Source organism: uncultured Microbulbifer sp., from assembly GCF_913055755.1.
Lineage (GTDB): Bacteria > Pseudomonadota > Gammaproteobacteria > Pseudomonadales > Cellvibrionaceae > Microbulbifer.
Genome location: NZ_CAJXKH010000072.1, coordinates 1 through 20,340, shown reverse-complemented (window position 1 = coordinate 20,340; position 20,340 = coordinate 1). Strand labels below are relative to the sequence as shown.

Here is a 20,340-nt window from a genome sequence, read left to right as displayed (position 1 = left end):
CGATATAGTGAATATCGTCGCCCATTTCCCGCCAGCTACCCACTGCCGCCTTTTGTTGCAGCGAGGCGATAAACAGGCGTGCGGCATTGATCGGCTGCAACAGGTCGTGACTGGTATGGGCGAGAAAGCGGGTCTTGGCACCGTGCAATTCGCGGATCTGCGCTTCCACTGCTGCGCGGCGGAGATTCTCTTCCTTGAGCGCACGGTTGCTTTCCAGCAACTCGGCGGTGCGCTGCTCCACCCGGTCTTCCAGGGTGCGACGGTTTTCCTCCAGTGCATCCACCGCCGCGCGGTATTCGCTGATATCGGTAAAGGTGGTGACAAAGCCGCCGCCGGGCATGGGCGTTCCGCGCACCTCGACAATGGCGCCGCTGGGCAGGCGCCGTTCGAAGCGGTGTGCGCTGCCGTGGCGCAACAGGTCGAGGCGCTTCTGAACCTGTGCCTCCAGCTCCTGTTCGCTGGCGAGCGCACCGTAGAGACCGCGCTCGGCGTTGTGCCGGTACAGGTTTGCCACCGGGCAGCCGATATACAGCAGCCGCTCGGGGTAATCGAACAGCTCCAGGTAGTGCTGGTTCCAGGCCACCAGGCGCATATCCGCATCCACCACGCTGATCCCCTGGCTGATGGTCTCCACCGTGGTCTGCAGCAGTTCCTGGCTGAAGCGCAGGCGCTGGGAGGTGCTGTCCACCAGCCGCGCGATATCCTCAAGTTGCAGCGGACGGTTGCTGCGCAGCAACTCCACCACCTGGTGCGCCGCGGCGGAACCGACGATACCGGCGAGGATGCGCTCCGCTTCCGCCACCACAAAACGCGGAGCGGTATCGTCCGGCAGCAGGCGCTGCTGGCTGCGGTGTTCGAACTCGTTCCAGATCTCTTCCAGTCGCGCGCCTCCCACAAAGGGTTCCAGCAGACTGCGCACCTGGCCCATATGTATCGAGGTGGGCACCAGGTCCGCGGCCTCCTCGCCGGCGGACTCCGGCTGCATAAACAGCTGCGCCTGGCGTCGGTCGCCGGCGTTCTGCCGGCACAACAGGGAGATGGAGACGAACAGCGTCAGGTTAACCAGCAGGCTCCAGAACACCCCGTGGCTCAGGGAATCCAGCCCGGCAAGCCCGAACAGTCCCTGGGGCCGCAACCACTCGACGCCCCAGGCACCCGCGGCGACCACACTGTGTGCCGGCAATACCGCGGGCAGTACCAGGCAATACGCCCACAACCCGTAGCCGGCAATCAGCCCGGCCCACACGCCGCGGCGGTGGGCCCGGCGCCAGTACAGGGCGCCAATCAGCGCCGGAGCCAGTTGCGCCGCAGCGGCAAACGACAGCAGGCCGATGGAGGCCAGCGCTTCGGTACCGGAGATCACCCGGTGCACGCCCCAGCTCATCAGCATCAGCAGCAGGATGCTGACCCGGCGGATCAACCGCAGGTGGTTACCGAGGGAGATGGCGGTCAGACGGGTATAGCGCGACAGGTACAGCCAGACCGGCGCCACCAGCTCGTTGGAGACCATGACCGCGAGGGTCACCGCGGCCACAATCACCATCCCGGTGGCGGCGGAGAAACCGCCGATATAGGCCAGCAGGGTCAGGGCGTTGTTGCCACTGTTGAGCGGCAGGGTCAGCACCAGGCTGTCGGGGTCGGTGAGTCCCATTGCCGCCAGCGGCTGCCCCGCCAGCGCAATGGGCAGGATCAGCACCGCGAACAGCGCCAGATAGGCCGGCAACAGCCAGCGCGCGGTGTGCAGGTCGCGTTCGTCCTGGTACTCCACCACCGCCATATGGAACTGGCGCGGCAGGCAGATGACGGCCGCCATGGCCAGCAGCGCCTGGGTCATGAAATTGATATCCGGCACCAGCGGCTGCCAGTGCCAGTACTCCCGCGGCAGGCCGCTGTTGCCGCTGGCCAGCAGCCACAGCGCCAGCACCGCAACCGCGGCGAAGGCGAACAGCTTCACCAGGGATTCCAGCGCGATCGCCGCCACTACTCCGCGGTTGCGTTCGCGCCCCTCCAGATGGCGGGTGCCGAACAGAATCGCAAACAGCCCCATCAGCAGCGCGGTGGCCAGCGCCGTATCCAGGTTCATGAAGGATTCACTACCGGCGTCGCTGCCGATGGCCTCCCAACCCATGGTCACGGCGCGCAGCTGCAAGGCGATATACGGCAGGCTGCCGACAATCGCCAGCAGGGTCACCAGTGCAGACAGGCCGCGGCTCTTGCCGTAGCGGGAGCCGATAAAGTCGGCAATGGAAGTGACTTTCTGCCGCTCCCCGGCCAACATCAGCTTGCGCAGGAAACCGCCGCCGAACAGGAACAGCAGGATGGGGCCGAGATAGATCGGCAGGTAGCTCCAGGTGTCGCTCACCGACTGGCCGACAGCACCGAAGAAGGTCCAGGAGCTGCAGTAGACCGCCAGGGTCAGGCCGTAGATCAGCGGCCGGAAACGCAGCAGCCAGTGCTTGCGCTGGTCCGCACGCCACGCCACCAGAAACAGCACGGCGACGTACAGCAGGGCAAAAAACAGCAGCAGGGGTTTTCCAATCATAGCGGGTCTCGAACCGGGGCAGCGCCGGGGCGCACTACAGGTCAGGCGCGCAAATTATTCTACCCCCTGTATACCCGATCGCGCCCCCGCGGGGCAATTGGCGGATAGTCGAAGGGGCACCCGTGGCCCACAAGAACGCAATAACCGCCATTTCTTTGACTGTGGCCGACGCTGAACTAGGCTCAAAGCGGGAGTTTCGTCCTGCGATCAGCATCCAGTGCCACAAGTCGATGCCCCTACCCGATGCCCCAACCCGATGAGAGCTGCGCCATGATCATTGCCACCGATATGCCAGAAGTCAGCCGCTGTGCGGCCACCGCGTGTGCCTACAACACCGACTCCGCCTGCCACGCCCGCGCCATCACCATTGGCGACGGCGAGCACCCGGATTGCGACACCTACTTCAACAACGACGGCCACACCAAACGCGAAAGGGTCGCCGGCGTCGGTGCCTGCAAGGTAACCGACTGCAACCACAACGAGGACTTTGAGTGCTCCGCAGACAAGATCGAGCTGGGCTGCAGCGGTGACAAGGTCAACTGCCTGACCTACGTCCACTGACCATTAAGTACTGAACAGTCATTAGCAGGCAAAATGCCACCACAAAAAAAGGGAGGGAAGCCCGAGCTTCCCTCCCTTTTTTATTTGTTGCTGGCACTGCGGCCTGTACTCAGGCAGTGACTTTCGATCCCTTCAAGCCGTAGTAGGCGATAAACACATAACAGACGATCGGCACCAGGAAGGAAATCTGCAGGCCGACGGAGTCCGCCACCAGTCCCTGCATCACCGGCACGATGGCACCGCCCACGATCGCCAGGCACAGCACCCCGGAAGCCTGCCCCGCCTGCTTGCCCAGCCCCTGCAGGGCAAGGCTGAAGATGGTGGGGAACATGATGGAGTTGAACAGCCCCACCAGCAGGATCGCCCACATCGCCAGGGCACCGGAACCGACAATCGCGAGGAGAACCAGCAAAATAACCGCAGCGGCATTGAATGCCAGTACCAGTCCCGGAGAAATGCTGCGCATCACCACCGCACCAATAAAGCGCCCCACCATGGCTCCGCCCCAGTAGTAGGCGATGTAGTGAGCCGCCTGAGCCTCCTCCATCCCCGCCACACTGTCGAGACCGAGGAAGTTCACCAGGAAGCTGCCAATGGACACCTCAGCGCCCACATAGACAAAAATGCCCACCGCACCCAGCACCAGGTGCCGGTGCGACCAAACCGAACTGCCCTCAGCAGCAACCGCCGCGTCTTCCTGCATATCGATCTTCGGCAGCTTCAGCTGGCTGAAGATCAGCGCCAGCAGCGCCAGCACTGCCGCCAGGCCCAGGTACGGCAGTTTCACCGCATCGGCTTCCGCGGAAGCACTCAGGGACTCGGCACCCACGGTGGCCGCAGACAGGATCAGCACCCCGCCAAAGAACGGTGCCACCGTGGTACCGAGGGAGTTGAACGCCTGGGTCATGGTCAGGCGACTGGAAGCCGTGGCCGGATCGCCCAGAGCAGTCACATACGGGTTTGCTGACACCTGCAGCAGGGTGATCCCGGAAGCCAGCACAAACAGCGCCCCCAGGAACACCGGGTAGGCGTGGCTCTCCGCCGCCGGGTAAAACAGCGCACAACCCAACGCCGCCACCAGCAGGCCACCGACGATGCCCTTCTGGTAGCCGATGCGCTTCACCAGCGCACCCGCCGGCAGGGAAACCGTGAAATAGGCACCAAAGAAACAGAACTGGATCAGCATCGCCTGGGTATAGCTCAGGTCGAATACCGCTTTCAGGTGGGGAATCAGGATATCGTTGAGGCAGGTCAGGAAGCCCCACATAAAGAACAGCACCGTCAGTGCTGTGAGCGCAAAGCGGAAATTGCTACCCGCCTCGCCCGTGGATGAGCCCGCATCGGTCACTGGCATTTGAACTCCAGCCATAGTTCACCTCTTATGATAGTTATTGTTTCTGCATCATCGCGTCGAGCGCACCGGCCTGCGGTGTTCTCTTCAGGAAATACTGTTCAGGTTTAAGACGTACCGGCTGCGCCATTCCGCTCCCACAGGCGCGGATTCATCGGGCAGATACACCGGTGCACACTAACGAACGGAGGCTATCACGGGCCCGGGAAGTGCGGCGTTGCCACTTTAGGAAGTGCCGTCCCACTTTAGGGAAATGGGATATCAGGGCGTGGCGAGGTCTGATTTCTAGCGAGATGTTTGGAGCGAAGGTGCCGCTGCCGGGTATAGCTTTGTGAGACCTTCCGCGAGAGGGACCTCGCGGAAGAGCCCCCAGGGATGGGTTCACGGCGTGTCTCGCAAAGCTATACCCGGCAGTGGTACCGCCACTAAAAGTAATTCAGTGCACAAAAAAGCCCGGCAAATGCCGGGCTTCTTAAAATAAGGGAAACAGTCAGAGTCAGCCCTTGGGCAACTCGGTAACCCCCATATTGAACAGGGTGAAGCTGAACAGGTCAGCATACTGCTCGATGGTCTTGGATACCGGGGTGCCGGCACCGTGACCGGCGTTGGTCTCGATGCGGATCAGGGTGGGGGCAGCGCCCGCCTGCTTCGCCTGTAATTCCGCGGCAAACTTGAACGAATGCGCCGGTACCACACGGTCATCGTGATCCGCCGTGGTCACCATGGTCGCCGGGTAGGCAGTGCCCGCCTTTACATTGTGTACCGGCGAATAGCCCAGCAGGTACTCGAACATCTCCTTGCTCTGCTCGGAGGTACCGTAGTCGTAGGCCCAGCCAGCGCCCGCGGTAAACGTGTGGTAGCGCAGCATATCCATCACGCCCACCGCCGGCAGTGCCACCTTCACCAGATCCGGACGCTGAGTCATCACCGCACCCACCAGCAGACCGCCGTTGGAGCCACCGCGGATCGCCAGGTAATCGCTGGAGGTGTAGCCCTGCTCGATCAGGTATTCGCCAGCGGCGATGAAATCGTCGAACACATTCTGCTTCTGCAGCTTGGTGCCCGCATCGTGCCAGCGCTTGCCGTATTCACCACCGCCGCGTAGGTTTGGTACCGCGTAGACACCGCCCTGCTCCAGCCACACCGCGTTGGCGATGCTGAAGGACGGGGTCAGGCTGATATTGAAGCCGCCGTAACCGTACAGGATGGTGGGGTTGTTGCCGTTCAGCTCCAGCCCTTTCTTGTAGGTGATCATCATCGGCACTTTGGTGCCGTCCTTTGAGGTGTAGAACACCTGCCGGGACTCGTAGGCCGCCGGGTCAAACTTGGCTCCGGACTCCCGGTACACGCTGGATTCACCCTCGGACACGTCGAACGCGAAGATGGTCGCCGGCGTCTTGTAGTTGGTGAAGGAGTAGTACAGGGTCTCGTCTTCGCGCTTGCCACCCAGGGAGCTGGCGCTGCCCGGGCCCGGCAGTGCGATCTCGCGCACCTGCTTGCCGTCGTAGTCGTACTGGTAGACCTTCGACAGCGCGTCCACCATGTATTCGGCGAACATATAACCACCACCGGTGGAGGCGGTGAGCACATTGTCGGTTTCGGCGATGAAGTCCTGCCAGTTTTCCTCCGCCGGATTGGCGGCATCCACGGTCACGATCTTCTTGTTCGGCGCGCCGCGGTTGGTCACCAGATAGAGGGTGCTGCCGCGGTTGTCGAGTACATCGGTATCGGAGTCGAAGTCACCCAGGATCTGCACCAGCGGTGCATCCGCCCTGGTGAGGTCGCGGATATACAGGTCGTTACCGGACGTGGAGGTCGCTCCGGAAATGACCAGGTAGCGGTCGTCCTCGGTCACGCTGCCGGAAACATAGCGGCGTTTCTCTTCCGGCTTGCCGCCGAATACCAGGCGGTCTTCGGACTGGGGCTGGCCCAGCTCGTGATAATACAGCTTGTGCTGGTCGGTCTTGGCCGACAGCTCGCTGCCCTCCGGCTTGTCGTAGCTGGAGTAGTAGAAGCCTTCATTGCCCTTCCAGGAAATACCGGAGAACTTCACGTCCACCAGCGGCTGTTCCAGTACCTTTTTGCTTTCCGCATCGATGATGATGATCTTGCGCCAGTCGCTGCCGCCCTCGGAAATGGAATAGGCCGCGATGGAGCCGTCTTTGGAAAACTTCAGGGTCGACAGGGAGGTGGTGCCGTCTTCGCTGAAGGTGTTGGGATCGAGGAAAATTTCCGCTTCGCCGTCGCCCTTCTTGCGCCACACCACGTACTGGTTCTGCAGGCCGTCATTGCGATAGAAGTAGGTGTAGTCCCCTTCCTTGAACGGCGAACCGACTTTCTCGTAGTTCCACAGTTCTTCCAGGCGCTGCTTGAGCGCTTCCCGGTAGGTGATCTGGTCCAGGTAGCCGAAGGTCACCTTGTTCTGGGCCTGTACCCAGGCTTCGGTTTCCGCGCTGCGATCGTCTTCCAGCCAGCGGTAGGGGTCGGCAATTTCGGTATCGAAGTAGGTGTCTACCACGGCGTCTTTGCGGGTCTGCGGATACTGGATGCTGGCTACCTCGGCGGTTACTGCGGCACTGCTCTGTGCGCCGTCTGCATTTTTGCCCGAATCCGGAGATTCTCCGGAACAGGCGGCCAGCAGACCGGCCACAGCCAGAACGGGAAGTTTCTTCATGTGAACTGCTCTTCGTTACTTGCTTGTTATCGGTATGTGCGAATTTACTGGGACCGGTAAGAAAACCGAATCGGCAGGCAAACTGCAAGCGAGAGCGCGGTCAATTTTTCACGACGAAATTCGCCGCCACAATAAATAGTTTTTGCCGATAATTAATCGACAATCTCTGGATTCAAAAGCATTTTATTCGATCAAAAACAACAGTGCCCGGTCAGCCAGGCTGCCGGGCACTGTGTGGACAGGGTTGGCAATAGCCGGCGAGGCAATCAGCCTACCTGTTCACCATGGGCCTGTTTGTCTGCGTGATAGGACGAGCGCACCATGGGGCCGCAGGCGGCGTGCTTGAAGCCGATCTGTTCGGCGTAGCGGCGGTACTCCTCGAATTCATCCGGGTGTACGTAGCGCTGCACCGGCAGGTGCTCCTTGCTCGGCTGCAGGTACTGGCCGATGGTGAGCATGTCGATATCGTGTGCACGCATATCGTCCAGTACCTCGAAAATCTCTTCCTTGGTCTCGCCAAGGCCCACCATCAGACCGGACTTGGTGAGTACATCCGGGCGACGCTTTTTGTATTCCTGCAGCAGTTTCAGCGACCACTTGTAGTTGGCGCCGGGGCGCGACTCGCGATACAGGCGCGGCACGGTTTCCAGGTTGTGGTTGAACACATCCGGAGCCTCAGCCTCGAGAATATCCAGCGCGATGTCCATGCGACCGCGGAAGTCCGGGGTCAGAATTTCTACCTGCAGGTTTGGCGACAGTTCGCGGGACTGCTTGATGCAGTCGGCAAAGTGCTGGGCACCGCCATCGCGCAGGTCGTCGCGGTCCACGGAGGTGATCACCACGTAACGCAGGCTCATGGCGGCAATGGCTTCCGCCAGTTGTTTCGGCTCTTCCGGGTCCAGCGGGTTCGGCTTGCCGTGGCCCACGTCGCAGAAGGGGCAGCGGCGGGTACAGATCTCGCCCATGATCATGAAGGTGGCGGTGCCGCCGCTGAAGCACTCGCCCAAGTTGGGACAGCTGGCTTCCTCGCACACAGTGGCGAGTTTCTGCGAGCGCAGAATACTCTTGATCCGCTCCACTTCCTTGGACGCCTTGACCGAGGGCACCTTGACCCGGATCCAGTCCGGTTTGCGCAGGACCTGGTCGCTGGCGATCACTTTGACCGGGATACGCTCTACCTTGTCGCCATCGCGCAGTTTTTCCCCCTGCTGCAGGCGGCGGGTGCGTTTTACCGGGGCGATTTCCGGTTTGTTGCCGTCAACTCGTTCAGACATTACTGGTTCCTGATGCGATGTCGGCCACCGCAAATTGGTTCTCGTCTACCGGCTGCCACTCCGCCGCCGGCAATTGCAGAATGCGCTGCAACTCCGCTACAAAAATTTTCGCCACTTTATCCCACTCGGGGGTTGGCTGGATCACTTCCGCCATCTGCACCATCTGCATACCCGCGTAACCGCAGGGGTTGATGCGCAGAAAGGGCCCCAGGTCCATGTCGATATTGATGGCGATACCGTGGAAGCTGCAGCCGCGACGGACCCGCAGGCCGATGGAGGCAATCTTGTTGCCGGTGCGGGGGCCTTCGGTCAGGTAGACCCCGGGGGCATCGGCGCGCGGTGCGGCGCTAATGCCGAATTTTTCCAGCATGGCGACGGTGGCGGCTTCCAGCGCGGTCACCAGGTCGCGCACGCCGATTTTGCTGCGGCGCAGGTCGAGCAGCGGGTAGACCACCAGCTGGCCGGGACCGTGGTAGGTCACCTGGCCGCCGCGGTCTACCTGCACCACGGGAATGTCACCCGTGTTGAGCAGGTGCTCGGCCTTGCCGGCCTGGCCCTGGGTAAATACGGGGGGGTGTTCGACACACCAGATCTGGTCGCGGGCATCGTCGCCGCGGGTGTCGGTGTAATGGGCCATGGCGCGCCACACGCTTTCGTAGTCGCGCCGGCCGAGGTTGCAGATTGCCAGTTGCGGCGCCGCCGTTTGTTCGCCAGCCATTACAGCACCATATGCACGCCCGGGTGGGCTTTGAGTTCTTCAAACAGGGCCTTGAGCTGGGGTTCACCGGTGGCGACGATAAAGAAGGTCACGGAGGTGAACTTGCCGTTGCGGCTGGGCTTGTGCTTCATCTTGTCTTCATCCAGCCCCGGGGCGTGCCGGCGCATGACTTCCATGACGAATTCGTGCACGTCGCCATCGGCGTCGCGCACGACTTTGACCATGTAGTCTTCACAGGGAAATTCGATCTTGGGGGGCTGCTGCTCTGAATCCTGGGTCATACCACACTCACTTGGCCGCAGGTCTGGACTGGAAACCGGGAATACCGGGGGATTGCGGCCGGGCGGCGATTATACAGGGATGATCACAGAGTGGACAGGGAGGCGGGGATTAGGGAAGTTTTAGCAGGTTGGGTGGCGGTACTGCTACCGGGTGCAGCCTTGTGAGACCTTCAAAAACAGGATGTTTTTGCAGAGCCCCCATGGATGGGTTTACGGCGTGTCTCACAAGGCTGCACCCGGTAGCAGTACCTTCGCGGGTAGTTCAGTCACATAAGCAATGTAATGAAAACCCGCGTCCCACTATTGGAAGAAGCCCATTACGAAGCGTTTGATGGAATCCCAGATACGTTTGAAGAATCCGGCTTTCTCCACCTCTTCCGCCACTACCGCAGGGATATCCGCGACGGTTTCGCCCTCAAGGGTCACCACTACTTTGCCCACCTGCTGGCCCTTGGCCAGGGGGGCTTCCAGCTCGCCGTCGATGATCAGGTCGGCCTTGATGCTTTCTTCGCCACCGCGGGGGATGGTCACGAATACATCCTGGCTCACGGCGATACCCACGGTCTCGCTCTTGCCGCCCCAGACCCGTTCGGTCTGCAGTACGTCGTTGCTGCCGTATACCTTGTGGGTCTGGTAGTAACGGAAGCCGTAGGCCAGCAGTTTCTGGGTTTCGGCGGCGCGCTTTTCGTCGCTGTCGGTGCCCACCACTACGGAGATCAGGCGCATGCCGCGCTTCACCGCGGAGGCCACCAGGCAGTAGCCGGCCTCTTCGGTGTGACCGGTCTTGATGCCGTCAACCGCGGGGTCGCGCCACAGCAGGCGGTTGCGGTTGGGCTGGTTGATGCCGTTGAAGCGGAAGTACTTTTCGGAATAGAGCGCGTAGTGGCTGGGGTGGTCCTGGATCAGCGCGCGCGCGAGTTTGCTGAGGTCGCGGGCGGTGGTCATATGGCCGTCGGCGGGCCAGCCGGTGGCGTTGACGAAGTTGGTGTCGTTCATGCCCAGGCGCTGGGCCTGCTGGTTCATCACTTCGGCGAATACTTCTTCGCTGCCGGAAACATGTTCCGCCAGTGCGATACTGGCGTCGTTGCCGGACTGCACGATCACGCCGCGCAGCAGGTCAATCACCGGTACCTTGTCGCCCACCTTGACGAACATTTTGGAGCCGCCCTTGCGCCAGGCTTTTTCCGAGATGTTCACCAGGTCCTGTTCCTTGATGACGCCTTTTTCCAGCTCTTCGGACACGATGTAGCTGGTCATCATCTTGGTGAGGCTGGCGGGCGGGATCTGCTTGTCCGCGTCGTGCTCCACCAGTACCTGGCCGGTATGGGCGTCGATCAGGATATACGCGGTGGCAGCCAGTTGTGGTGGCGCGGGAATCAGCGGTTTATCAGCCTGAGCCACACTGGAACAGAGGATCAGGAGGAGGCAGGCAAATAAGCGTTTGAACATGGGTATCTCTTTAGTCCTTGCATTTATATTGTGTCAATCACCCGACTCCAGCCGGGCTCTGCGCAACGGCGCCGGCCCTTGTAGACGCCAACGCCGGATAACGGTTCCATCTTCGCGGGATCAGTTGCCCGCGTCGACGACAACCTGGGGCTGCCCCAGGGATTTTTTCTCCACCGACTCCCGCAGGGCGACCAGTGCCCGCTGCTGGGCGATCGGCCCGATACGCACCCGGTACAGGGTATTACCGCCTTTATCTACCGGACTGACGGATACAGGATAGCCGAACGCGACCGCAAGCTGGGCCCGGACCTCTTCCGCCTGGGAGGAAGAGCTGAATGCGCCAACCTGCAGATAGGTATTTTCCGGCAGTTTGAAGCTGGCATCTTGCGGCAGCGCCTGACGCGCGGCGGCGTCCTTTTCTACCGCCAGGGTTTCGGTGGCGGAAGGCAATACTTCCGGATCCAGCGCTTCAACCACGACCCGGGCAACCCCCCGGTCGATATAACCAAGCTTCTGCGCGGCGGTGTAGCTCAGGTCGATGATGCGGCCCGGTACGAAGGGCCCGCGGTCGTTGACTCTGACAATCACGCTGCGGCCGTTGTCCAGGTTGGTCACCTTGGCGTAGCTCGGCAGGGGCAGGGTCTTGTGGGCCGCGGACATGGCGTACATGTTATACACCTCGCCGTTGGCGGTTTTGCGACCGTGGAACTTGGTGCCGTACCAGGATGCCTGGCCCCGTTCCCGGTAGCCTTTCACGCCTTTCAATACCCGGTAACGCACGCCGTTCACCACATAGGGAGACTTGTTACCCGCCACTCCGATGGGCTCGCGCACCGGGGTCACTTCCGGCGTGGCCAGCATGTCCACCGGGGCATCCGGGCCGCTGTCGCGCACCTGGTCAAACGGGATATCACCGCCCTTGCCGCCCTGCCCTTTGGGCTCGACGGGCACAGTACTACAGGCACTCAGTAATGTCAGGGCACTGGCGGCCCCCAGCGCTAACAGTTTCTTATACATGGTTTCCCCCCGGTGCCGGCCCAAAAAACTGGCCGCAGCCGCGTGTTATATCGCCGGATGACTACTTCGGTATCCGGCCTGCTTTCTTACTTACTTTATTGGTCAAGTGAAAAACCAGTCCCTTGGCGACCGGCGGTGACGCCAGCCGCAAACTCATCAGGAGCGCCCGCCGCGCGCCTTGATGATCTCCTGCCCCAGCTCATAAACCGCCATCGCATACAGGCGGCTGTGGTTGTAGCGGGTAATCACGTAAAAATTATTCAGTCCGATCCAGTACTGCGTGCTCTTCCCCATATCCAGGGAAAAGACATTGGCGGGCATGTCACTGGTCACCTGGGCAGTGGTCGGGAAGCCCTTTTCATCCAGCTGGCCCACGGTCCACCTGGGTTTCAGGTCGTCATTGACCACGGTCATGTCCGCATTGGGACGGGGTTCGGTGATCACGGTGACCGGCTCACCGGCTTTCCAGCCGTGCTCGACAAAATAGTTGGCCACGCTGCCAATGGCATCTTCGGTGTCGGTCCAGATATCCACCTGCCCGTTGCCGTTGAAATCCACCGCGTAATGGCGGTAGCTCGACGGCATAAACTGGCCGAAGCCCATGGCGCCGGCGTAGGAGCCCTTCAGGGTGGTGGGGTCGATATTCTGGTCCCGGGTCAGCAGCAGGTAGTTTTCCAGTTCCTTGGTGAAAAACTTGGCGCGGCGCGGGTAGTTGAACGCCAGGGTGGACAGTGCATCCAGTACCCGGTAGCTGCCCATGTTGCCGCCGTAACGGGTTTCCACACCGATAATGGCGACGATCAGCTCCGGCGGCACGCCGTATTTTTCCTGTGCGGCTTTCAGCGCTTCTGCGTTCTTGTCCCAGAAGTCCACTCCGCCGCGAATGCGGGAACTGGTAAGGAAGATTTCGCGGTATTCGTACCAGGGCTTGGCCTTTTCCGCCGGGCGTTTGATGGCTTTCAGAATGGAGTCCTTGCGCTTGGCTTCGCGCATAAGCCCCTGCAATTCATCGCGATTAAAATTGTGCTCGGTGGCCATGTATTCCACAAACGCCTGAGCCTGGGCATTTTCTTCGTGGCCCTTCTCCTGGGCACAGGCAGCGACAACCAGTCCCAGCCCGGCCAACAATCCTGTGGTCCACTTCAAAATAACCGCTCCTGTTCTCATAGAGTGCTTCCGTTGGAATTATTAGATTCGATTCGTAGCTGTGACTGCAACTGCGCCAAAAAGTGGCACCAATCCAGCAAATTAAAACAGCACTCTGCGTTTTTCCGTACTGATAGCCATCAGTATGCCGAAACCGGCCATCAGGGTAATCACCGAGGTACCCCCATGGCTCACCAGTGGCAGTGGTACACCCACAACCGGCAACAGGCCCGACACCATGCCGATGTTCACGAACACATAGACGAAGAAGGTGAGCGTGATACTGCCCGCCAGCAAACGTCCAAACACACTTTGGGCCATAAAACTAATATAGATGCCCCGGGCGATGATCAATAAGTAGAGCGTTAGCAACAGCAGGGCCCCGCGCATACCCCACTCTTCCGCCAGCACCGCAATAATGAAATCGGTGTGGCTTTCCGGCAGGAAGTCCAGCTGCGACTGGGTGCCCTCCATATAGCCCTTGCCGTACCAGCCGCCGGAGCCGATCGCCGCCTTGGACTGGAAGATGTTCCAGCCCGCGCCGAGCCGGTCGGCGTCCGGATTGAACAGGGTCAGAATGCGCTGGCGCTGGTAGTCCCGCAGGCCCCAGTGCCACATGGGCCAGGCGGCCACCAGCGCCGCCAGTGCGGCGCTGCCGATCATCTTCCAGCTGAGCCCGGACAGGTAGAGCGCAAACAGGCCGGAAGCCGCAATCAGGATCGAGGTACCCAGGTCCGGCTGGCGCACGATCAGCGCCGCCGGCACCCCGACAATCGCCAGCGCGCCGAGTACGGACAGGAACGACGGCGGCAGTGTGCGCTTGTGCAGGTAGGCCGCCACCGCGATGGGCACCGCGAGTTTCAGCGCTTCGGACGGCTGAAAACGAAAACCGCCAATCTGCAGCCAGCGCTGGGCACCCTTGGCCCCCACCCCCACAAACAGCACCGCCACCAGCAGGCAGCAACCGGCAATGTAAAACCACGGCGACCAGCGCCGGTAAAACTCCAGCGGGATCTGCGCGGCGATGAACATGCCCACGAACGCCAGACACAGGAATACGGACTGGCGTTTCACGTAATGGATTTCTTCACCGGCGGCGCTGTAGAGAATCACCAGGCCGGCGCCGGCCAGAATCATCAGCAACAGCAGCAACGGCACGTCGATATGCAGGCGGCGGGACAGGCTCGCCGGGCGGCGCAGGCTGCTGCCGGCATCCGGCAGGCGGTGCATGTAATCGCGACTAGCCACGGGCGCTCACCTCCAGGGACTCGTGTTGCGGGTGTGACGCCGGCGGGCGCATCGGCGGCTGCCAGACGGTCTCCTCCACCGGGCGCGACATCCACTCGGCAAACACTTCCCGCGCGACCGGCGCGGCGACCAGACCGCCGCCTTCGCCATTTTCCACCAGCACCGACACCGCGATCTGCGGGTCATCCACCGGCGCAAAGGCGACAAACAGCGCGTGGTCCCGGTGGCGCTCCTTCAGTGCCTCGGAGTCGTAGCGTTCGCCCTGGGCGATACCCACCACCTGGGCGGTACCGGACTTGCCGGCAACGCGAAAATCCAGGTCTTTGCCGGCGCGCTTGCCGGTACCGTGCAGGCTGTAGACCACGGCTTCCATACCCTTGAATACCAGGTCCCAGTACTCGGGCTTGGCCTCCACGTGGTGCAGCACTTCCGGCGGCTGCTCGACGCCGTCCACCGCCATCACCACCTGGGGTTTGTAATGGGTGCCACGGTTGGCCATGGTGGCGGTCATCACCGCCAGCTGCAGCGGGGTTGCCAGCACAAAGCCCTGGCCCAGTACCGCGTTGAGGCTGTCCCCCGGGAACCAGGGCATGCCGCGGGCACCGCGCTTCCAGTCCCGCGACGGGAACAGCCCGGGGCGCTCCACCGGCAGGTCGATGCCGGTCTTGGCACCGAGGCCGAAACGGGTGGCGATATCGTGCATACCGTCGATATTCCAGCGCGACGCCATGTCCCAGAAGTAGACGTCACAGCTCTGCGCCAGCCCCTGGATCAGGTCGATATGCTTGCCGTGGCCCCAGCGTTTCCAGTCGCGGTAAATGCGCGGGTCGTTGGGCAGTTTGAAGTAGCCCGGGTCCGCCACCTCGGTTTCCCCGGTGATCACGCCGGCAACCAGGCCGCCGAGGCCCATCATCGGTTTGATGGTGGAACCCGGCGGATACTGTCCCTGCAGTGCGCGGTTGAACAGCGGCACGTCGAGGGAATCGCTGAGGGCGCGATAATCGTTGAAGCTGATGCCGGTCACAAACAGGTTGGGGTCGAAGGACGGCTTGCTCACGAACGCCAGCACGCCGCCGGTCTTGACGTCGATCGCCACCACCGAACCGCGGTTGTCGCCCAGGGCATCGGTGGCCACCTCCTGCAGCTTCGCGTCCAGGTGCAGGGTCAGTTCGGAGCCGGGTTTGGGGTCGTGCCGCTCGAGCACCGTGAGCACCCGCCCGCGGGCATTGGTTTCCACGTTTTCGTAGCCCACCTCGCCCAGCAGCAGGTCTTCGTAGGAGCGTTCCAGGCCCACCTTGCCGATACTCTGGGTCCCGCGGTAGCGGCGCACGTCTTCCTCGGTGAACTGCTGGAGTTCGCGGTCGTTGATCCGCCCCACATAGCCTACGCTGTGGGCAAACAGCTCACCCTGCGGGTAATAGCGCACCAGTTCCGCTTCCACGGACACCCCGGGCAGGCGGAATTCGTTGACGCTGATGCGGGCGATTTCATCCTCGGTGAGGCGATAGCGCAGGGGCACCGGCTCGAACGGGCGCCGCCGCGGCAGGCGGCGATTGAATTTCTCCACATCGCTGTCGTCCAGACGCACCAGCCGGCCCAGCAGTTCGAGGGTTTCGTCGAGCTTCTGTACCCGCTCGCGCACGATGGACAGGGTGTAACTGGGGCGGTTGTCCGCCAGCAGCTCGCCGTTGCGATCGTAGATCAGGCCGCGGGTGGGGGGCACCGGCCGCACCTGGATGCGGTTCTGGTCCGACTGGGTGCGATAGTTTTCGTAATTGACCACCTGCAGGTCATAGAAGCGGGCAATCAGTACCCCGATCAATACCACCACGCCACAGATGGCCACCAGCATGCGGTTGCGAAACAGCCGCTGCTCGGTGTGATGATCTTTAAGGCGCAGGTTCTCGGGCATGGATGTCGTTTCGGGCGCTAATTCAGTATCGATTGTCCGCTATCGGCGCTTAATCTGCGCCCTACGGATACGAATAGTCGGGTTGGCGTAAAAATAACCACGAAGTGTACACAAATTTGCCCCCGCGCGGAGTACCCGGCGGGCGGATTTCCCGCGATGGACTCGGCAGTTTGCACATTTACTTCCGGGTGCCCAGCAGCCGGCGGACGATGAAATGTCCGCCGGCCCCCGATTCAGACCGGGGGCGCGATGGAGAGTTCACCGGGAGTTTGCTCGTTATATCCACGCCGGGTGCCGCGATCAGCGGCTATTTGTGGTACGGGTGCCCCGCAAGCAGGGTCCAGGCGCGGTACAGCTGTTCCGCCAGCAGCACCCTGACCAGTGGGTGCGGCATGGTCAATGCCGACAGGGACCAGCGCTGGCGGGCGCGACCCAGGCACTCGGGAGACAGCCCGTCGGGGCCGCCGATCAGCAGGCTGACGTTGTCTCCGGACATCTGCCAGTCTGCCAGTTCCCGCGACAGCTGCTCGGTGCTCCAGGACTTGCCCTTCACATCCAGCGCCACCACGTGGTCCCGCGGTCCCAGCGCCGCGAGCATGGCCTCGCCCTCTTTCTGGCGGGCCTTTTCCACCAGCGCGGCGGAGTTTTTCTGCCCGCGATTGCCGAGGGGGATCTCGACTATTTCCAGGGTCAGTTCCCGCGGCAGGCGCTTGGCGTACTCGTTGTAGCCCTCCTGCACCCAGGCGGGCATCTTGCCGCCGGCGGCGATTATGCGCAATTTCATGGGGAAACGGTCACCGCAATCAGTCCTGGTGCGGGTCGCTGCCGTCGGCGTTGTCGCGGGTATTGGGGGTCATGGACCAGAGCTTTTCCAGCTCGTAGAAGCCGCGCACCTGGGCCTGCATGACGTGCACCACCAGGTCACCGTAATCCACCAGTACCCATTCGCCGGTTTCCATGCCCTCGACACCGATGGGGCGGATACCGGCCTCTTTGCCGTCTTCGACCACATTTTCCGCGAGGGATTTGACCTGGCGGCTGGAGGTACCGGTACAGATGATGAGGGTATCCATGACGTCACTGAGTTCGGACACGTCCAGAGTGACGATGTCCTGGCCCTTGAGGTCTTCCAGTGCGTTTACGGCGATTTGTTTGATATCAGTCATAACACCTAATTGAGGGCGTATCCGCCCTTTTTAACTCCGATAGAGTTGATGAGTTTGAATGTAGTCGAGTACGCGCTCGGGGAGCAGGAAACGCGGGGAGCGCCCGTGCCTGATCAGTTCGCGCACTGCGGTGGCGGAAATGGGCAGCAGGGTCTGCTCCCGCACCAGTATTCGCCCGGCGGCTTCGCTGGCCAGGTGGCTGCTGTCGCCGCGATGCTGCGCCAGCAGTTCCGCCACTTCCCCTTCCCGGGGCAGTTGCCAGCCGGGGCGGGTGACCACCACCAGGTGGGCGAGCGCCACCAGTTTTTCCCAGCGGTGCCAGCCCGGCAGGCCGAGCAGGGAGTCCAGCCCCATGCAGAAGCTGATGGAGACGTCATCCCCCAGCTCGCTGCGTAATTCTTCCAGGGTGTCCACGGTGTAGGTGGCCCCTGCCCGTTTCAGTTCACGGTCGTCCAGGACCAGTTCGGGGCAGTTTTCCAGCGCCAGTGCCAGCATGGCACAGCGGTCTTCGGCACTGACTTCCGGCTCGCCCCGATGCGCCGGCTGATGCGATGGCAGCAGGCGCATTTCGTCGAACCCCAGCGCTTCCTTCAGTTCCAGCGCCATGCGCAGGTGGCCGAAGTGCACCGGGTTAAAGGTACCGCCAAACAGGGCGATGGTTTTCAGGTTTTGTGCCACTTGATCCCCAGCTAGTTCGGTGCACTGGCCACCATCGGTGGCGGCACTGCTACCGGGCAGGTGTTTGCGAGACACGCGGTAAACCCGTCCCTGGGGGCTCTGCACCGCCATCCATGGCGGTGAAGGTCTCGCAAACACCTGCCCGGTATCAGTGCCTTCGCATCAGAGTCTGTTGAGTGAGCGACTCACTCTCGAATCTGCCCATCGCCGAACACGATCCACTTCTGCGAGGTAAGACCCTCGAGTCCCACTGGACCGCGGGCGTGGATTTTGTCGGTGCTGATGCCAATTTCAGCGCCCAGACCGTATTCGAAGCCGTCCGCAAAGCGGGTGGAGGCGTTCACCATCACCGAGCTGGAATCCACCTCAGCGAGGAAGCGCCGCGCGCGGGTGTAGTCTTCGGTCACAATCGCTTCGGTGTGGCCGGAGCTGTAGCGGGCGATGTGGTCCATCGCCGCATCCATGTTCGCGACCACGCGGATGGACAGTACCGGCGCCAGGTATTCGGTGGCCCAGTCCTCTTCGCTGGCCGCGAGGGCCTGGGGCAGGATGGCACAGGTCTTTTCACAGCCCCGCAGTTCCACGCCTTTTTCACCATAGGCCGCGGCCAGTTTGGGCAGGAAGTCTGCGGCAACGGCTTGCGCTACCAGCAGGGTTTCCATGGCATTGCACACGCCATATCTGTGGGTCTTGGCGTTGAGGGCGATGTCGAACGCTTTCTGCGGGTCGGCGCGGTCGTCCAGGTACACGTGGCAGATGCCGTCCAGGTGTTTGATCACCGGCACCCGCGCTTCGCGGCTGATGCGCTCGATCAGCCCCTTGCCACCGCGCGGTACGATCACATCCACGTATTCGGGCATGGTGATCAGTGCGCCCACTGCAGCGCGGTCGGTGGTGTCCACGACCTGCACTGCGGTTTCCGGCAGCCCGGCCTGCTTGAGGCCGGCGGCGATGCAGGCGGCGATGGCGCCGTTGGAGTGCAGCGCTTCGCTGCCACCGCGCAGGATGGTGGCGTTGCCGGATTTGAGGCACAGGCTGGCGGCGTCGATGGTGACGTTGGGGCGGGATTCGTAGATGATTCCCACCACCCCCAGGGGCACGCGCATCTTGCCCAGCTGGATGCCGCTGGGGCGGTATTTCAGGTCGGAGATCTCTCCCACCGGGTCCGCCAGTTCCGCGATCTGATTCAGCCCCTCGATCATGCCGTCGATACGAGCGTCGTTCAGTTCCAGGCGGTCCAGCAGCGCAGCGTCCAGGCCGTTGTCGCGGCCCTGCTGCATGTCTCTGGCATTGGCTGCGGCCAGTTCGCCGCGGCGGGCGTCCAGCTCTGCGGCTATGGCTTTCAGCGCCCGGTTCTTGGTGCCGGTATCGGCGCGCGCCATCAAACGGGCGGCAGCGCGGGCGGCGCGGCCCATGGCCTGCACTCTGGCGACGGTGGCGTTTTCCGTGGTTTCGGCGGCACTGACACTGCTCACGACTTCTCTCCTTGGATAACCCAGGGGCGGCCTCCGATGACCGCCCGGAAATTCGGGCCGCGCAGTATACCGTAACCGGGCGGTTTGATTCGGCCTATCTGGCAGATTCGCGCCTGTCGCCGGCACCGAGTTTCTGGTGCAGGTAGGCAATGCCCAGTAACGCGAGCCCGAGCCCCATAAAAGAGGCGACCCGCAACAGCCCCTCGAGACCGGACATATCCACCAGGAACAGCTTCACGATCACCAGTGCCAGTACCGCCATTCCGCCCTGGTAACAGGCGCGCCAGCCCCGCCAGCTGCCCCACAGAATCGCCGCGACCGCCAGCGCCAGCCACACCGCGGAGTAGGTATAGAGCTCGCCGGTGCCGGTGGGTAGATCCAGGCGGATATTGCCCTGCCACAGGTGCCTCACTTCCAGCGACACCCAGATAAAGCCCGCCACTGCGGCGAGTACTGCGGCGGCCCTGCGGGTGGCGGGCAGGTAACAGCGACTCGCGAGGTAGGCCAGCAGCGCGGGCCCGGCGAATGCCGGCAACAGCAGGTTGAGCAGTGGCCGGCTGCCTATAGCGCCCCAGGCCCAGGGGTTACTTTCCGCCACAGCAACCAGGATCCACCCGTAGTTGACCGTCGCGGCCAGCATCAGCACCCGGCCGTAGCCGTCGTACCAGCGGGCGAAGCTGTCACTGACCAGGCTCTTGCGGTAATAGACCAGCGCCAGCCCCGCGAACAGCCAGGTATTCGCCACTGCCTCGGTAAAGCTGAACTCCGGCGCGAAAGCATTGCCGCCGTACAGCCAGTAGCGACACTCCGCCCACAGCGCCAGTACCAGCAGGGGCCACGCGCTGGCC

Annotated in this window: 17 protein-coding genes; 1 reads left to right on the top strand and 16 read right to left on the bottom strand. The window is 62.2% G+C overall.

The genetic code is table 11. From position 1 onward, the window contains the following. On the bottom strand, positions 1–2,542 hold a 2,542-nt coding region (locus QZ511_RS12330; protein WP_295802799.1), incomplete at its 3' end, for a PAS-domain containing protein. A 270-nt stretch (positions 2,543–2,812) separates the two neighbouring features. On the opposite strand from QZ511_RS12330, the gene QZ511_RS12325 reads away from it, so the two are divergent. Further along, positions 2,813–3,103 carry a DUF1540 domain-containing protein gene (locus tag QZ511_RS12325; protein WP_295802798.1) on the top strand — a complete coding sequence of 97 codons (291 nt, stop codon included), beginning with the start codon at positions 2,813–2,815 and terminating at the stop codon, positions 3,101–3,103. 109 nt (positions 3,104–3,212) lie between these two features. On the opposite strand, the gene QZ511_RS12320 is transcribed toward QZ511_RS12325, so the two are convergent. The 15 genes from QZ511_RS12320 to QZ511_RS12250 form a co-directional block, all read right to left on the bottom strand. Beyond that, entirely contained in the window at positions 3,213–4,472 is a 1,260-nt protein-coding gene (locus QZ511_RS12320; protein ID WP_295802795.1) for a sugar MFS transporter, read from the bottom strand. 478 nt (positions 4,473–4,950) lie between these two features. Beyond that, on the bottom strand, positions 4,951–7,128 hold the full coding sequence (locus QZ511_RS12315) for a prolyl oligopeptidase family serine peptidase (protein ID WP_295802793.1): 2,178 nt from the start codon (positions 7,126–7,128) through the stop codon (positions 4,951–4,953). A gap of 266 nt (positions 7,129–7,394) precedes the next feature. After that, on the bottom strand, positions 7,395–8,402 hold the full coding sequence (gene lipA, locus QZ511_RS12310; RefSeq protein ID WP_295802790.1) for a lipoyl synthase: 1,008 nt from the start codon (positions 8,400–8,402) through the stop codon (positions 7,395–7,397). Next, positions 8,395–9,120: a lipoyl(octanoyl) transferase LipB gene (gene lipB / locus QZ511_RS12305; protein ID WP_295802788.1), complete on the bottom strand. Its 726-nt coding sequence runs from the start codon at positions 9,118–9,120 to the stop codon at positions 8,395–8,397. The genes lipA and lipB overlap by 8 nt, the downstream gene beginning before the upstream one ends. Further along, the gene (locus QZ511_RS12300; protein WP_295802786.1) at positions 9,120–9,401 is read right to left on the bottom strand and encodes a DUF493 domain-containing protein; all 282 of its coding nucleotides are present in this window, start codon (positions 9,399–9,401) and stop codon (positions 9,120–9,122) included. Before QZ511_RS12300 ends, lipB begins: the two co-directional genes overlap by 1 nt. A gap of 300 nt (positions 9,402–9,701) precedes the next feature. Next, the gene (locus QZ511_RS12295) at positions 9,702–10,850 is read right to left on the bottom strand and encodes a D-alanyl-D-alanine carboxypeptidase family protein (protein ID WP_295802785.1); all 1,149 of its coding nucleotides are present in this window, start codon (positions 10,848–10,850) and stop codon (positions 9,702–9,704) included. Between the two features lie 120 nt (positions 10,851–10,970). After that, the gene (locus tag QZ511_RS12290) at positions 10,971–11,867 is read right to left on the bottom strand and encodes a septal ring lytic transglycosylase RlpA family protein (RefSeq protein ID WP_295802783.1); all 897 of its coding nucleotides are present in this window, start codon (positions 11,865–11,867) and stop codon (positions 10,971–10,973) included. A gap of 156 nt (positions 11,868–12,023) precedes the next feature. Further along, the gene (mltB, locus tag QZ511_RS12285; protein ID WP_295802781.1) at positions 12,024–13,013 is read right to left on the bottom strand and encodes a lytic murein transglycosylase B; all 990 of its coding nucleotides are present in this window, start codon (positions 13,011–13,013) and stop codon (positions 12,024–12,026) included. A gap of 102 nt (positions 13,014–13,115) precedes the next feature. Continuing rightward, positions 13,116–14,261 carry a rod shape-determining protein RodA gene (gene rodA / locus QZ511_RS12280; protein WP_295802779.1) on the bottom strand — a complete coding sequence of 382 codons (1,146 nt, stop codon included), beginning with the start codon at positions 14,259–14,261 and terminating at the stop codon, positions 13,116–13,118. Next, complete coding sequence (gene mrdA / locus QZ511_RS12275; protein ID WP_295802777.1) at positions 14,254–16,173, bottom strand: penicillin-binding protein 2; 1,920 nt, start codon at positions 16,171–16,173, stop codon at positions 14,254–14,256. The genes rodA and mrdA overlap by 8 nt, the downstream gene beginning before the upstream one ends. A 307-nt stretch (positions 16,174–16,480) precedes the next feature. Beyond that, positions 16,481–16,957, bottom strand: coding sequence for a 23S rRNA (pseudouridine(1915)-N(3))-methyltransferase RlmH (gene rlmH, locus QZ511_RS12270; RefSeq protein WP_295802776.1), 477 nt, complete (start codon positions 16,955–16,957; stop codon positions 16,481–16,483). A gap of 19 nt (positions 16,958–16,976) precedes the next feature. Next, positions 16,977–17,339 (bottom strand): ribosome silencing factor, encoded by a 363-nt coding sequence (gene rsfS, locus QZ511_RS12265; RefSeq protein WP_295802774.1) that lies wholly within the window; start codon positions 17,337–17,339, stop codon positions 16,977–16,979. 30 nt (positions 17,340–17,369) lie between these two features. Next, a complete protein-coding gene (gene nadD / locus QZ511_RS12260; RefSeq protein ID WP_366935654.1) occupies positions 17,370–18,092 on the bottom strand; it encodes a nicotinate-nucleotide adenylyltransferase in 723 nt (240 codons plus the stop codon). A gap of 110 nt (positions 18,093–18,202) precedes the next feature. Then, the gene (locus QZ511_RS12255) at positions 18,203–19,492 is read right to left on the bottom strand and encodes a glutamate-5-semialdehyde dehydrogenase (RefSeq protein ID WP_295802772.1); all 1,290 of its coding nucleotides are present in this window, start codon (positions 19,490–19,492) and stop codon (positions 18,203–18,205) included. Positions 19,493–19,586: 94 nt separating this feature from the next. Further along, on the bottom strand, positions 19,587–20,340 hold a 754-nt coding region (locus QZ511_RS12250), incomplete at its 5' end, for a DUF2339 domain-containing protein (protein WP_295802770.1).